We start from the raw sequence: 16,699 nt of genomic DNA on the forward strand, positions 1-16,699 counted from the left end.
AAAGTTAATTAGGTCATATTATTCTTAACTTTTATCTCCATAAGTAAATTATTCCACAACAATGGGTGGAAATCGATCAGCATAATTTAAAGGTTTTTTTGCCACATTGATAGCTAAGTTTAATGCTGTCTTAGCAAAAATTGTTGCTAATTCGCTATTAGCTAGTATTGCTGTAGGCTGGCCTATATCACAATGGTTACGAATACGCTGATCTAAAGGTAACTGGCCAAGTAGAGGAAGTTTAAAATTAGAAGCTAATTTTTGGCCGCCGCCTTCACCAAATAACTTGTCTTGATGCCCGCATTGACTACACGTATGATAAGCCATATTTTCCACTATACCTAATACATCAATATTTGTTTTAGCAAACATTTGAATTGCTTTCTGAGCATCTAATGTTGCTATAGGTTGTGGTGTTGTAACAACAACTGCACCCGTTAAAGGAATTTTCTGTACCAAACTTAATTGGATATCGCCAGTACCTGGAGGTAAGTCAATAAATAAATAATCCAGTTCATCCCATAAAGTCAAATCAAGCATTTGAATGAGAGATTTAGCAAGCATAGGGCCGCGCCAGATTAATGCTTGTTCATCACTTGGCATAAGATAGCCAATAGACATCGCTTCGATCCCATGTACTTTAACAGGTAAATAGTGCTCTCCACTAATTTCAACCGGTTTATGTTGACCAAGCATTAAGGGGATACTAGGTCCATAAATATCAGCGTCTAAAATGCCCACACGCGCTCCAGCACGAGCTAACGCGATAGCTAAATTAACTGTCACGGTTGATTTACCCACACCTCCCTTTCCGGAGGCAATAGCAATTGTATTTTTAACGCCGCGTAATCCTTTACCGACTAACTGAGTTCGATGGGCTTTAATAAAAAAATCTAAATGAACGTCAATTTTTAAAGAGGGATAAATATGTTCTAATTTTGCTTTGATTGTAGGTAAGTAATTTTTCTGTAAGAAATTAACAGGAAAACCGGCTTGTAAATAGACAGCAAGGTGGCTTCCTTCTTTTTCTTCGTTAAATTTAAAGCCCATCTCTGCTGCCGTTAAATTAAGCAGTTCATCTTTAGTCGATTGCAAAACTTCATCAGAGTAGGAAGAAATAGTCATAGTAATAATAGGATAATTATTTTTAGACTATAATAACTGAATTGATACATTTGTAAATTGACCATTTTCAATTAAATAATTTTAAGGATTCTTATGAAATTATTAAAAATAATTCTAATGATAACCTTTAGTTTCTTATGTCTTCCTTTATTTGCTGAACCTCAACAATCAGCTTGCCCAGACTTAAAAAAAACATCTCTTATTGGAAAAGATTTAAAACGAGATTTTGAAGAAAAAATATGTAAACAACCTATGTCACCTGCGCGTGCAAAATGGATAGTAAAAAATAGTTTACCTAAACTACTCAATAAAGAATTTTTAGGTGCTGAGCCTCCTGAAAATTGGGAAACATTAGCTAATAACCTTATTGATTCTTGTTATCAACAAGGCGATTTATGTAAAAAAGAAGTACAAAAAGAAGTTAATAATTGTCTAAAGACTAGTATTCCTTTGCTTATAGTACAACTAGGTCCCTGGTTTGGCGATAATTGTGATGCAATTAATCAAACTGTTATTAAAAATTGGCCAGTTAAAAAAAGTGTTATTGATCAATTAATAAAAGAAGAATCAGAGGCTTCAAATAATCGAAGTAAAATAGATTAACTTATCAATATAAATTTATTCAAATTGATAAATTATAATTTCATATTGACATAATTTTGTCGACGTGGATAATATTGCTCCAAATTCTGGCGTATTAAGTAAAATTATGCAATTTCAGTCTTCTAGGTCTTTAAAAACATGTTTAGATAAGCAGTTACCAAGCTCTTTTAGAATCAAAGTTCAAAACTTCTTTAGTTTTTTGCCTTTCATTTCGCCTATTGATGAACGAATAGAAGAGTTAAGAACTTTAGTTAATCAAGCTAAAATTAATAAACAAGATTATAGATATTGTGAATACTATAGACTTCATTTAGATTATTTTTTATATAATCTTAAGCTTTTTTATCATTATTCTCGTAAAGAATTAGCCTACATTAAGTCGCTGCAAAATAGTAATAATTCATTTAATACTATAAAAGAAAATTTATCACCTGTTGCTTTACCTGAGATTGCGAAACACCATCAAGATAATTTAGTGCTTTTTAATAGGTGTATAATCGAGATAGAGCGTTTTCTAAAAGAAGGCGGTTTTCAGGAAAAAGTAGAAAAATTATTACAAACTTTAGAAAATAATGAAGTACATATTAAGCTAGCGAAAGATTTAATTTCTCAGGCACGAGCTAAACCCTATCAACCAGAACTAACGCAAATTGCGCTAATCATTATTGATAAACTTAATTTTGAACAGGAACAACTAGTCAGTAGTGTGTTTGATGATTTAAAAAATAATCAAGCTTTAGATAATTATTACTTCTATTTAATTCAAAAGGCTGAAACCTATAAGTTGACACTTCTTGACTTAATTGATGATTTAGGCAGGAGCAAGATTAGTGAAGAACCATGTCTCTATAAATTACAACGTCATTTCTTGCAGATGAAGTATCCTTTAAATCAGCTTTGCGACAATGGTGTTATACAAGAAAAAGAAGAAGCCATTGATAATTTTATAAAGCACTTTAATTTATGGCGTGATGAGCAGCAAGCCAAGCTTACTACAGCGCCACAGGATGTACAGGTTAAATCCTTATTACAGCAGATTACTCAATGTATAAAGCTAATTAAGCTCTATATAAAGATTTTAAACGAACCTGTTTTTAAAAATAAATATTATCAAGAGCAGCTAGCAGAATCAAAAGCGCGAAAGCTCTATTATGATCGTAAAGAATTTGAAGAAGATTTAGAATATAACCGAATAGATAGAATTTCAGAGAAAAGATTACATGAGTTATACCCTAATGAAGATGATTTTAGTAAGCAACTGCAAAAATGTCATCAACAGGGTATACAAGTTTTCTCTAGAAGTGTAGAAAAGGATGCATCTACTGCTAACTTTGGACTAGTTATTTAATATTATAAATATTAAATAATAGAAATGTATTGTCATTTATATTAAAGCAGAAGCACTAACTTCTGTTTTAACGTCTACTGTCCAGGTCAACCATAATTGGGCTGGAAGATAATAAATTCCCAACTGTAGCGGTGCTTTAATAATTTCTTTTAAGGTTTCTACACTTTTATTTAATTCTTCTTGGTCTAGTCGTTGCTGCTCTTCGGTAGCTGGCATTGTTTTAAAATTAATTAGCCAATAGGCACCTTGATCATAAAAAGTTCTATCAATTAATTTTGTTTTAACATAACCGTCTTCATAAATAAGTAATTCATATTGATTATGTTCATCTGTATGCGGTTTACAAAGCCATTGACCAAGATCGCTTGTTAGCATAGTTTCAAGTTGGGTCTTAATAGTACTGATAGCGTTAGTTTGCTCGCTTTGAGTAAAACCCATCATTTGCAATTGTTTCTGAAGTATAGTCCAAGGTAATTCATTAATATCTTTTGGATGATTGCTAAATATCCAATAAAGTAATTCATAGATAGCTTTGTTTGTTTGGTTTGTACATATATCTTGCTCAATCGCTATACGTGATTTTGCTAGCGGTAATATTTCTATGGGCGGCTGTTGCATATAGTGCTCTAAAGGTAGGCGCCTTAGTATGGGCAATAGCATCTGTAAATTCGATGTTTGAGTCGGCCAATCCATGGAAGTAAATGATTGCTTATTTAAGAATTCACGTAAGGTATTAGACGTTAATTTTTGTTGATTATCAAAAAGATAAAGTCTTTTTTTAGCTCGCGTTACAGCAACGTACAGCAGGCGTTGTTGTTCATAGCTGTCTTTCTCAGCATCAATATCCGATAAATAATTATATAAAAGACATTGATCTTGCTGTGCTGCGCGAATAGGAGACATGAGAAGTAAATCATCGCCAACCTGTCTAGGCAGTTTTAACCAGCGAAGTAAGGGTTTATCTTGTTGCTGCGATTTACTGCCTAGACTTGGTAGAATGATCGTATCAAACTCTAAGCCTTTTGATTTATGAATGGTCATAATATGTAATCGTGAAGACGATGTTTTTTGGGAGTAGAGCTGCTTGAACTCTATTTCAAGTTGTTTAATATCATTAACTTGTCCATCTTTTGTAAACTTATTTAGCAAAGTAAAAAACTGTTCAATATCTAATTGTTGCGAATCACTTAAAATTAAATCCCCGTGCAATTGCTTAATAAGTTCAATTAAGGATTCTATTAACGGTTTTTGTTGACGGGCGTTTAAAGCCCTTTGCATAACGGTATAAAAATAGCGTGCGCGAATTAAACCCTCATTGCTTAACTGCGTTAATTTATCTAAATGAGCAAGCGCGTAATAAATTGAGCGATGTTTATTAAAATTAGCAATATGATATAAATCTTTTAAAGAGAGTCCACACCAAGGACTTCTTAGAGCAGCTAACCAAGCTAGACGATTAGCAGGCATAAGTAGTGCTTTAGTCAATGACCAAATATCAACTAAGTGAGCTAGACTAGATAACTTTTCAACTTCTACACCTTGAAAAGGAATATTCTTTCGTCTTAGTAAGGGGATGATTTCTGCTAAGTGGGTACGCGATCGCACTAATATAGCAATAGTATCTTGTGGGTATTTAACTAATTCTTGTGCAACTAATTGGATGACTGCCTCTGCTTCTTGCCGTTTATCATTAAATTGCTGCGCATTTATCCAGCTATCGGATGTTGAATTTATTACAGCAGTAGAAGCGTGAAAGGAAATAGCGCCTGTTTCAATGTCATCATTAGGAGGAAAAATAGCGTTAAAGCGCTCATTGACCCAATCAACAATAACAGAAGTGGAGCGAAAATTAGCACTAAGCTCAAGCGGCGTTAACTTAATACTACCTAGCCCTTCTTCACGGGCTTTAATAAATAATCCTACTTCAGCTTGTCTAAAACGATAGATTGATTGCATAGGATCACCCACAATAAATAATGTTTTACCATCATTTGGGCTCCAGCCTTGTACAAGCTTTTTAAGTAACTGAAATTGCTGCAAAGACGTGTCTTGAAACTCATCAATAAGAATATGATGAATTGTATGATCGAGGTAAAGGGCTAAGTCTGTAGGATATAAATCATCGCCAAGTGCAAGTAACGCCTGCTGTGAGATAGCGGTAAAGTCGACTTGATTTTTGGTACAAAACGTAACATGCAGGTGAGCAGCTAACAAAGGCAAAAGCGCAAGTAACGCTTGTAAAACTTCCCATTGCTCATCATTATAATAGGGTTCTGGAAGATTTTTTAAACGAATTAATAATTTTAAAAAATGCGGTATGGTGCTTAATTTATATAAAATATTTTTACTTCTAGCTTTTAAATCCTCATAGATCTCTTTTTTACAATTATCTCGTTTTAAACCAACATGATGATCAAAGCTTTTACGTAGCTTATTGTCTTTAGTCAGTAATAATGAAGCTAAGCAATTTGCTATCGCGCGATTAAATTGATTTATTGTCGTCCACTCTCGTAGTGGCTGCCTTGTTTGGTTTATCTCTAAGTCAAGCATGGCAAATTGAGAGCATAGCTTACGTAACTCTTCAAACTCGGTTAGAGGCAAACTAGAAAGAAAACGTTGTAATTCATGTTGCTCAATTAAGCAGAGAGCTTGTTCAAAATTTTCCTTTGTTTGCTCATGCGCTGCATAAACGGCAGGTAACCATTGCTCACGTGTTTTAAGTAGATCACTTAATAAGAGAGTCAGGCGATCTTGCCGATTATCAAGATGATGAAGTAATATTTTTAATGGCTCATGCAAAAAATCCTTATTAAGTACATCAGTCAACCAATCGCGTATAGCTTGTTGGTAAAGATCATACGGATCTTCACTTACTTTAGCATAAGGAATTTGTTCGTCATTTAAAAAAATAGCTTGGCTAATAGTTTGACATAGTGCATCAATAGTCATAATTTTTAAGCAGCCAGGCTGCTTAAGAAGCTGCCAATTGTATTTTTGACTATGCCTTAAAGCGTCCTTAGCATAGCCTAGGGTTAATTGCTGATGAGGTGTATTGGCTTCAACACCTTCTTCTGCACGTTGTAAGGCTGTTATAATCCGCTCACGCATCTCACTGGCTGCTTTACGTGTAAAGGTTAAAGCAACAATTTGCTCAGGAGAAGTGACCGTGCTGAGTAGTCTTAAATAGCGTTGCGTTAATAACTCTGTTTTACCTGAGCCAGCTGGCGCTTGAACAATAAAAGAGTAACTCGGATCGGTCGCTTGTTCACGCTGCTTACTATCCTTAAGCATATTAATCTACTATTAATTCTTGTGCAGGAGGCCTTAAATTATAATGGGAACTCATGCAATAGCCATAGGCGCCCGTATTAGCAATTAAAATAATATCGTTTTCAAAGGTTCTGGGGAAAATACGATCATATCCTAAGGTATCAGAAGATTCACAAATAGGACCAACAACATGAGCAAAATCAGTTTTTTCATCTGTTAAGCGAGTTAAATTAACGATTTCGTGATAAGCGCCATATAGTGCAGGACGTATTAAGGAATTCATACCGGTTTCAATACCAATAAAACGTACTTTACCTTTCTCTTTACACTGCGTGACTTTAGCTAGAATGACACCGCCATCGGAAACAAAATAGCGCCCAGGTTCTAACCAAAAGGATAAATGTGCAAAACGGGTTTTTACAGCAAGTAATGCTGCGTCTAATGCTGCTAAATCTAAAGGTTGTTGTCCTGGTTTTTCAACCACACCTAAACCGCCACCTAAATTTACAATTTTTACATCGGGAAATAAGGACAATAACATGGTTAACATTTGGGCGGTATTCTGCCAAAGCTCTGTTGTTAAGATACCACTACCAGAATGGGCATGAAGACCTACAACCGAAATCTGGTGCTCAGCAAGGAGTTTGTGTGCTATCTCTAAATCACTTTGCGGTATACCAAATTTTGATTCATTTCCAGCTGTGCAGACAAATTTATGATGACCTGCACCGCTTCCTGGATCAACGCGTAAGAAAATAGCTTTATTTTTAAATAATTCTGGCCAATTTTCTAAAGGATACAAACTATCTATAGTCAAATAGCAATCGAGAGACAAAGCAAATTCATACTCCTGCTTAGGCGCAAAATTAGGGGTAAAAAAGAGTCGCTTTGGATCAATATCGGGAAATAGCTTTAATATAAATTGCAATTCATTGATTGAGACACACTCAAACCCTAAACCCTTATTATAAAAGGTTTTTAGAATCTCGCTATTAGCATTCGCTTTAACCGAATAAAAAAGTTGGTCAATTGCTTGCAATTTTAATAATTCATCTGCTCTTCCTGCGAGAGTTTCTCGATCATAAACATAACAGGGCGAATGACTATACGCTAAATCAAGTAACTTATCACGTTTGTTTTCCCACCAAGGAATATTACGTTGTCCAGGACTGCCAAACTCCTCATGCCAACTTTTTGAGTAGTAAAAACTCTGCGGATTACTTTCAATAAGTAAATTGTGAAGTTTCTGGCATAGTTTTTCTGCATGTGATTCATCAACAACAAAGGTTAAATTTAAGTCATTTGAAGCCAAGGACATTAAGTATATTTGCTTAGCTTCAAAGACTTCTAGGGTAGGACCTAATTGAGGGAGAATTGTTCGAATATGATGGCCAACTAAACTAATAGCACTACAAGGTTCAATAATTTTTGCCTTACCAAATCGATTCAAATCTTCTATAAGTGCTTCAAGATTGTGTCTTTCATGAAGTTTTGCATTGCTATCTAATGATAAGGTTACATTAAACTCTGATGAAGACAATAAATCGACTGAAAAACCATGTTGTTTAAATGCGGCAAAAACATCAGCTAGAAAGCCTACTTGTTGCCACATATTTAAGGTATCAATCGAAATTAAAACAATACTATGTTTAATCTGAATTGATTTAATTGGCGGAGCTAATTCATCACTATCTTGAGTAATACGTGTGCCTGAATGTTCAGGCATATGAGTATATTTTACAATCATGGGTATATTTGCTTGTCGTACTGGCGGCAAACAATTGGGGTGAAGAACTTTAGCGCCCATAGAGGCGATTTCTTGTGCTTCATCATAATTAAGCTGCTTAAGAAGACGCGCATGTGGGAATTGATGAGGGTTAGCTGTATAAATCCCAGGTACATCGGTCCAAATTTCACAACTTTGAGCGCCAACAATGGCGGCAAGTAAACCTGCCGATGTATCCGAGCCACCGCGGCCTAATAAAACAGTATCACCTTGCGGATTAGCAGCAAAGAAACCCTGAGTAATAATGGCTTGCGTACCTGAGTTAAGTAACCTTTCTCTAAGTTCAGGGTTTGGCTCACAATGACAGCGGGCTGTTAAAAAATTAAAAGTATCATTACCTGGGACAGGCACTGAAACTAAGGCTTCACGTACGTCAAACCATAGGCAGGAAATTCCTTTTTTTTGTAAAAAAGCATGGCCAAGGCGCGTCATCATCAATTCGCCTAAACTTAAAATTTGGGCTCGTGTTTTAGCGGGCGCTTCTTTAAGTAGCGCAATTCCAGTTAGCCATTGATTAAGTTCGGCAATCTCAATCTTAATTAAATCTTGTGAAACATCAAGCGCTTTGGCAAGGGAAAAATAACTTTGAATAATGTCATCTTCAATCGCTTTATGTTGATCAAATAGTGCTGCTTCAGTTGCTTTCTCAAGCTTGTTAGAAATTTGTGCCATAGCTGAGCAGACAATGATTGGCTGAACCCCACTTTTAATATGCTGCTTTGTAATTTGTGCAATATTTTCCCAGGTTTGTAGAGAAGAGACACTGGTACCACCAAATTTGGTCACTACTTGTTGCATAAAATTGTCCGCACAAAGAAAAACCACATTATCATGGAGTCCTTTATCTTACAAGTTGGCTAGTTAATTTTGTAATAAAAAACCATTATGCCTTATCAATACTCACTTTGGATTTAATATGTATAATACACTGATTTAATTATACTTTTTTTAATAGAACCATTTGAAAATAACTCTAATTCCTTTATTATGTTCTGCTCTGCAGATTTAGGATGCATTTTATAATGTAAGGAGTTAGGCGTGTCGAGTCTACAAAAACCTATGAGAACAATCCTGAGTACTACAATCGCTACTATTTTAGTAAGTAATACTTATGCTGGAAGTTTTTCCCTTTATACGGAATCAAGTGCTGTAGCAGTTGGGAATTATGGTGCAGGTATTGCTGCTGAAGCAGCTGACGCATCAACTGGCTGGTATAATCCTGCTGGCTTATCTTTAATACGTAATCCACAAGCAGTAAGTGGTGGTGTAGGTGTATTTCCTTCCTCTAAAATTACGGGGACCAGTACATTTTTTACTTCAACTGTTCCTATTCCTGCTTTAAGAACTTATACCCAATCATTTCGGGATCTAGATGGTGCAGATGATGCATTTGTACCCTTTTTTCACCTTGCTTATCCTTTAGGACCAAATGCTACCGCTGGCCTAACCTTTAACTCTCCCTTTGGTTTAGCAACCAATTGGAGTCGAACAGGTCCTGTCCGTTATGCGGCGACCTACAGTGAATTAATTACAACCAATATTGCACCTGAAATAGGTGGTAGAGTTACTGAAAATTTATCCTTAGGGCTTGGTATTGATTTACAATATTCACGAGTAAAATTTAATCGCGTACTTGGAGCACCAGCCTTTGGTCAATTACCTATACCAGGCTTAAGTCCAACTGTTCTTGATTCTTACTCTTATAACAAAGGGGATTCATTTGGGGTTGGTTTCCATGCTGGCGCTATGGCTATGTTTAATGAGAACCACTCACGACTTGGTTTGACTTATCAATCGCAAGTTAATCATAAATTTCATGGTTGGAGCCGTTTAACAGGCCCACTAGCAAGTCCGGGCCTAGTTAGTGTGACCCCAACAAGCGCTATTTTTGCGAATAGAACGGGAGGCGATGCTGTATTCTGGAGTACGGATCTTTCTAGTAACAGTGTTGAGTTTCCAGACATCGTTACTTTAAGTGGCTACCACGATGTTAATGAAAGTTTGGCGTTATTAGGTTCAGTTGTATATACCAATTGGCATACTGTACGTAGTATCCAATTATACAAAGTAGCTGGTTTTGCTTCTGGACTAGGGCAAGCTAGACTATTTTCAGAATCTGTTACTGACTACCGTAATACTTGGCGTGCGTCTATCGGTGCTAATTATCGAGTTAATCCTCAATGGTTAATTCGTGTGGGCGGTGGTTATGATCAGACGCCAACGGTTGATGAGTTTCGTGATATACGAATAGCCGATGCTGATCGTTGGGCATTAGCAGCAGGTGCACATTATCAATATAATCAAAATTTAGGTGTTGACCTAGGTTATACTCATTTATTTGGTATAGGAAGAGCGCCTATTAATAAAACTGATCCTGCTGGCGCTGGTAGTACTTATACTATTAATGCAAGAGCTAAAGGTTCTGCAGATTTAGTTGCGCTACAAGCTGTATGGACTATGGATAGTGTTGAACCACCTGTCATGACTAAATAATATGATTTTGACCTAATAGAGTTTTTAACTCTGTTAGGTCAGTAAAAGAGCAGTGTCCGGTCAATGTGAGCATGTCTACAAGGGATAAAGCTTTAGAATAAGCTTGGTTTAAATCATTAGACTTAAAATTATAAATATACTCATTAAAAAGGTGAGCTTACAAAGCTCATTTTTATAACCTTATGAAAGTGAGTAATATTTTTGTTCATTAATGAATGCCTATTTTTGCTTGAGATTTCTTATAATATTTCGCATTTTATAGAATAGCATTCACGTAGTGCCCCAAAACAGTTTTCGTCTCTTTAAGAGCGAACCATGGTAATTAGGAATTAGTGGCTGACTTCAAGACAAGTTACATTGATTGACTTAACAAACGAGCTATGTCTTTAGCAAAATAGGAGATAATTAAATCAGCTCCAGCACGTTTGATTGCTAAAAGGCTTTCGATTATTGCTCGTTCCTCATTAATTAAACCTTGCTGTATAGCATTTTTTAATATGGAGTATTCACCACTCACTTGATAGGCACCTAAGGGTACTTCAGGGAAATGATTTTTAATCTTATAGATAATATCTAGATAATTCATAGCAGGCTTAACCATAAGCATATCAGCGCCTTCTTCCAAATCGATAGCCGCCTCTCTTAAAGCCTCATTGCTGTTAGCAGGATTCATTTGATAAGTTTTACGATCACCAAACTGCGGGGCACCTTGCGCAGCTTCACCAAAAGGAGCATAAAAACTAGAGCAATATTTTACAGCATAACTTAGAATGGCTATTTGCTGAAAACCTGCGTTATCAAGCGCTTGACGAATGGCGCCAACCATGCCATCGGTCATACTACTAGGAGCAACCCAATCTGCGCCTGCTTTTGCATAACTAACTGCTTGCTCGCCTAATAGTGCCAAGGTAGCATCATTATCAATAAAGTCATCTTGTAAAACACCACAATGGCCATGATTTGTGTATTCACAAAAACAAACATCAGCAATAACTACTAGATTAGGATTAATTTGTTTAATACGTTGAATGGCCTGCTGAATAATTCCTGCGGACTTTAGAGAGGCGCTGCCAACAGCATCTTTATGAGTAGGGATACCAAATAATAAAACAGCTGGAATATTAAGGTTGGAAATCTCTTCAATCTCTTGTGCTAACGCAGAAATGGGTAGTCGAAACTGACCTGGCATACTAGTAATTTCACGTTTAACATCAATTGTTTCATCTATAAAGATTGGGGCAATAAACTGTTGTGGATGCAGACGAGTTTCTTGCACAAGTGCTCGAATTAAAGGGGTGCGACGTAATCTCTTTAAACGTAAAGGCAAATGATAATCTATCATACAACTTATTCCTTTTGATGAGTGTAGAGTAAGTCAATGCCGCTACCTGTCGTGCTAGCATTTACTTGCACACTAAAAAATTTATTGAGTAAATATTTGAGCGTTAAAACATTTGTATCTGTCTTTGATAAACCTACGTTATAACTTAGAGATAACCTTTTTGACAAAGATTTACTTATAACCAGGCTTGTGCTATCGGTGCTTTCGTTAGTTTTTTGATTGTATTGAATATTATTTTCTATATTAAAATCAACACCTAAGCTTCGTTTTAACTGTGATAGTAGCTGCGTACCGCCACGGCTGGAGTCAAGGTTAAGAGCTGAGACTGCAGCTAATATTAATTGGGCGCCTGATTTATCAGCCTGGTTTACTGGTCTGCCTAGGAGAAGCATTGATAAAATATCAGCTTGAGATAAGGTGGCTGGGACTGAGAATAATTCTACTTTAGGTTTACTTAAACGTCCTTTCACCTCAATGCCCACGGTTGTGTGCTTACCAAAATCGAGTGTTTGAATATTAGAAGAATTAAAATCAAATAAATGATTTGAACCTGCAAGCGTATTACTAGTGGTATTATTGAATTTTCTAATGGCACGTACTTGAATAGCAGGATTATTGATTAATCCACCAGTAAATAAGAGCTGGCCTTTTTCAATAGTCAAATCTTGTCCATAGGCTTGATATTTACCATCTTTTACGTTTAGTTCACCTGTGGCTGTTAAAGGTCCTTGGGGAAACTGGCGAAGGTTAATTGCGCCAATTAAATGGCCTTCTAACCCTTTCACAGTCAGCATAACATTATCACCCATTTTAATTTTAACATCGGTATCAATATTAAAAGGATTTGACGATTCCTTTTTATCTACAAAGACTACATCATCAGTTAAACTTACCGAGTTTGAAAATGTTTGCGGTTTAATTATAGCTTTAGGGATAAGAACATGTCCCTTCATTTTTAGATCAGAAGGTGTAAATTCAAAGTTTAAATTAGGTGAAACATGGATTAAATACTCTTTGTTCGAGATTAAAGGAACTTGCTCACCTTTAACTGTAAGTGCTCCTTTAACAGTAGGCGAAAGTTCACCATTGCCATTAATGATTAAAGGCACCCCTTGTGAAAGGGCCTCACCTTGCGCTTGCCATTTTTTATTGCTACTTAGTAGAGTTAATTGGATTGGGTTAAGATTAATACCTAAGCTAGGCATGGCTATGCTCGCTTTCCTTAGTTGCACTTCACCATCTATAGTAGGTTTACCAAGTGTACCTGTTACTTTTAAATTCGCTCTTAGACGGCCTTGAAGGCTATTAATCTCTGGACTGAAATCACTTAAAAAGGCTAAGGAATTTACCATAAGTTTTAAATTACCGTTAACGCTTTGCTGCTTTAAGTCACCTTTAAAATAATTAAACTTGGGTAAACTAAATGATAAGAGCAGTTTTTTGGCGTCATCGAGAATTAGATTCCCAGTCGCTTTTAGTTGTGTTTCATCAAGCTTTGCAGCGATGTTACCACCGCTGAATTTTACCTTAGAAAACTCAGGTGATTTAAACTCGCCCTTGTTGATATAAAGTTGTAAATCACCTTTCTGCTCGCCTAAAAGTGCCGCTTGACCTGTAATGGTTGTATTAAGGCCATTTAAAGAAGGATGTAATAGTGATGGTTGTGGTATAGATGCTTTCAAGTGCCAGGGGAATGGCGCAGAGCCATTCACTTGAAAATGGTTAGGCCCTAAATCTAGGGCAGCGTTTAGCGTTTGTTTATTATAATGAACTATTACTTTAACCGGATTGTCATTATAGCGCCCCGTAATTTGGCTATGAAGTGAGAGAGTAGAGAGTGATTCACCAGAAAAATAATTTTCAGTTTGAACCTCTTTAATCGGTAAACCTAATCGTTCATCCTCGTCAATCAAGCGGGATTTTAAATTCCCTTTTAAGTGAGGTAGGTGGCTATTATCGTAAGATAAATCTAAGTTGACGTTACCTGCTTTAGATGAAAGTGTTGCGTTTGCATGTACCTCTGTAGCGCTGGTAGAAGCGTCTACATGTAGAGTAGAGGAGAGAGGCTCACTAATTTTTCCATTTAGTGAAAGGGTTAAATTAGGTAATTCCCCCATAACCTTTAATTGGCCGTGTTCGCTAACGAGCTGATAATCTTTATTAATAGGCCAAGCCAGATTTTCCCAGTCGCCAGCTAAATTTAGATGTGAACCATTAATGATATCGCCTTTAAAAGTAAAAGGTGTTGGGTTGGTAAATTGCCCGGTGAGGGAATAATCGAGAAAGTTACCGCTTAAGAGAATTTCTCCATTTAAACCAACTTGAGTTAAATGAGCTGGCTGAATTCGAGCAGATACAGTCACCGGATATGGCATCATTGAGCTAATAACTGCATTACTTTGAATAATATGACCATTAGTTAATAAGCTAATATTCTGAAATTGCCACTGCTGATTAGTTAGTTTAGCTTGTAGATGAATATCCTCTATTTCCTTAGTAGAGTTAATTTGGCTAATTTTAATACTGTTAATATCGGCGTTATGAATAACAATAGTTAGAGGTAAATGAGGTAAATTTAAACGAGGTAAACTAAATTTAGGTTTCGGTTCCCAGGATACTTTTTCTTGTTCTGTTGAGACTGTGACAAGGTTAATTTTATCAATTTGTAAATTATTAATTATTAATTTTCGATTTAATAGGTCAGATAAAGACCAATTTAAATCTAAATTAGATATGTTTACAGCTAGATCTTTATCAGAGTAGGCGATATCTTTAAGTACAATATGATTGAAAAAGTTGCCCTTAACAGTATTAATCCTTAATTTTCCTGGTACGATGCGTTCAACGATCTTTATTGACGTCCATAAACCAGGTCTGGTTCCTAATAAAAAAAGTGCAGTACTCGCTAATAGTAAAAGAGTAATTAGCAAACTATAACAGAAAATTCTAAGTGTTCGATAAATAACACGCATTATAAATCAGGTCCTATATTAATAACTAACTTAGGTTTTTTACCGGAAGTCATTTTAAAGTCTGACTCAATCGCTTGTGCTATACCAATTTTAATAGGCCCAACCGGGGATACCCACATCAAGCCAATACCAACATCTTGTTTAATATCTTTAAAGCGAGGTTTATACACATCACCGACATCATAAAAACCAATAACATACCAATTTTCTATTGTTTCTTTCTGAACCTCGATACCGCCATAGGTTAAAATTTTACCAGGGCCTAGGGCATTATAATTATAACCCTTTAAATTATCAGCGCCACCTAATAGAAAACCTAAAGACACAGGCAGTTGATAAATATCATTAATCAGTGTTATCCCTTGAATAGTATGCAAGAAGAAACGAGTTCTTATAGGCTCTACCCTATAGGCAGCCCGTGCATCAAGAAGTGCTTGTGAAAAATTAATATCGGAAAGCAGCGCTTTAGTTGCGCCTAAGCCAGTTAAAGTTAACTTATAACCATTGGGTGAAAAAAGTTGGTCAGATTTATTAAGCCAAGTAAAGGTTGCTTTAGGGTATAAAGTGGTTTTAGTCTTTTTTTCAAATACAGGTTGATTGTCATAATTAAAGCGTTCATTAAGAGCATTTAAAGACAGTAAACGCTGGAATGTAGGTAAATTGTGACGTTGTGCTAAGGAAAGTAATAGCGAATTACTATAAGCTGCATTGTAATTTAAATTTGAAAAGCTACCTAGCGCTTCATACTGATCGGTAATAGGATTTTTGCCAGGGATAATATACTGAGTTTGTAAGGTATTTTCATTAAACGAGCCTAAAGCAACTGCATTAAATTTATGTCCTGCTCGATTAACGGGTACAACATGTACACCGGCTCTACCACGAAGGCCCGTATCTGTGCCAAAACCTAGACCTAAGGAGTAGTTAATTCTTCCTGCTCGCTGCAAGTGAACATCAATAGGAATAGTTTGTGAATTTTCATTTTGTTTGGGCTGCACAGTAACAGCTTTAAAATAACCACTACCGCTTAAATAATTATTCAATTCTAAAACTTGATCAGCTGAATAGGGCTGACCATATTTAAAAGGAATAAAGCGATGTAAAAGATCAGGTGAAATATAAGTTGGGTCAAAACGAACTTGACCGAAATAATATTGTGGCCCAGTATCAAAAATAAGAATAATACTAGCTGTATATTGATTTCTATCAATTAATACTTCAGATTTTTCAAAAGAAGCTCGTAAATAACCTTCATGTTCAGCTGCACTCATTAAATTTTGTTTAACTGTTTCATAATGAGCGCTATTGAACGGTTTACCTGGTTTAATGGGTAATTCTTTTAAGGCTTGAATAATGCGAGGATTATTTTTTCCCTCACCAATAATACTGGTGGATAGTTTAGTAACTATTAATCTTGGCCCTGGATTAATATTAAAAATAATTTTATTAGGTCGATAAGAAATTCGGATAGTCGGCTTAAAAAAGCCGTAAGGGGCCAAAGCTTTTTCAACCTGGGATTTTAATTCTTCTTCTGATTCTTCTTTTAACGGTTTATTTTGTGCAATCTCAGTTAATCTTGTTTGAATGTTATTAAGTAATTTCCCACCTACACCATTAATTTGAATGCCTTTAACATCTTCGGCAGCAATAAATAGCGGCAAGCATAAAATAATAATGAGCAAGCGGGCTTTTTTATTCATACTTAATTCTCAACTATACTTTTGTGGCCAACCGCTTTGATAATCTTCTTGCAAAATACA

9 protein-coding genes are annotated in these 16,699 nt (G+C 35.8%); 3 read left to right on the forward strand and 6 right to left on the reverse strand.

The features are described 5' to 3' along the window. Positions 1-48 precede the first annotated feature (48 nt). Positions 49-1,125 carry an iron-sulfur cluster carrier protein ApbC gene (gene apbC / locus ACQUW5_RS07515; RefSeq protein WP_444990614.1) on the reverse strand — a complete coding sequence of 359 codons (1,077 nt, stop codon included), beginning with the start codon at positions 1,123-1,125 and terminating at the stop codon, positions 49-51. 93 nt (positions 1,126-1,218) lie between these two features. Between apbC and ACQUW5_RS07520 the strand changes: the two genes are divergently transcribed. Both ACQUW5_RS07520 and ACQUW5_RS07525 read left to right on the forward strand, forming a co-directional pair. Further along, positions 1,219-1,728, forward strand: coding sequence for a hypothetical protein (locus tag ACQUW5_RS07520; RefSeq protein WP_444990615.1), 510 nt, complete (start codon positions 1,219-1,221; stop codon positions 1,726-1,728). A 106-nt stretch (positions 1,729-1,834) separates the two neighbouring features. After that, the gene (locus ACQUW5_RS07525; protein WP_444990616.1) at positions 1,835-3,076 is read left to right on the forward strand and encodes a hypothetical protein; all 1,242 of its coding nucleotides are present in this window, start codon (positions 1,835-1,837) and stop codon (positions 3,074-3,076) included. Between the two features lie 36 nt (positions 3,077-3,112). Here ACQUW5_RS07525 and ACQUW5_RS07530 read toward each other — a convergent pair whose 3' ends face one another. Next, entirely contained in the window at positions 3,113-6,367 is a 3,255-nt protein-coding gene (locus tag ACQUW5_RS07530) for a UvrD-helicase domain-containing protein (RefSeq protein ID WP_444990617.1), read from the reverse strand. Position 6,368: 1 nt separating this feature from the next. Further along, positions 6,369-8,930: a bifunctional aspartate kinase/diaminopimelate decarboxylase gene (locus ACQUW5_RS07535; RefSeq protein ID WP_444990618.1), complete on the reverse strand. Its 2,562-nt coding sequence runs from the start codon at positions 8,928-8,930 to the stop codon at positions 6,369-6,371. Positions 8,931-9,170: 240 nt separating this feature from the next. On the opposite strand from ACQUW5_RS07535, the gene ACQUW5_RS07540 reads away from it, so the two are divergent. Next, on the forward strand, positions 9,171-10,625 hold the full coding sequence (locus ACQUW5_RS07540) for an OmpP1/FadL family transporter (RefSeq protein WP_444990619.1): 1,455 nt from the start codon (positions 9,171-9,173) through the stop codon (positions 10,623-10,625). Between the two features lie 352 nt (positions 10,626-10,977). Here ACQUW5_RS07540 and hemB read toward each other — a convergent pair whose 3' ends face one another. The 3 genes from hemB to ACQUW5_RS07555 are packed head-to-tail and all read right to left on the reverse strand — an operon-like array spanning position 10,978 to position 16,639. Next, a complete protein-coding gene (gene hemB, locus ACQUW5_RS07545; RefSeq protein ID WP_444990620.1) occupies positions 10,978-11,967 on the reverse strand; it encodes a porphobilinogen synthase in 990 nt (329 codons plus the stop codon). Positions 11,968-11,972: 5 nt separating this feature from the next. Then, complete coding sequence (locus tag ACQUW5_RS07550; protein ID WP_444990621.1) at positions 11,973-14,939, reverse strand: translocation/assembly module TamB domain-containing protein; 2,967 nt, start codon at positions 14,937-14,939, stop codon at positions 11,973-11,975. Then, a complete protein-coding gene (locus ACQUW5_RS07555; protein ID WP_444990622.1) occupies positions 14,939-16,639 on the reverse strand; it encodes an autotransporter assembly complex protein TamA in 1,701 nt (566 codons plus the stop codon). Before ACQUW5_RS07555 ends, ACQUW5_RS07550 begins: the two co-directional genes overlap by 1 nt. Positions 16,640-16,699 lie beyond the last annotated feature (60 nt).

This window comes from Legionella pelazae, assembly GCF_052527395.1.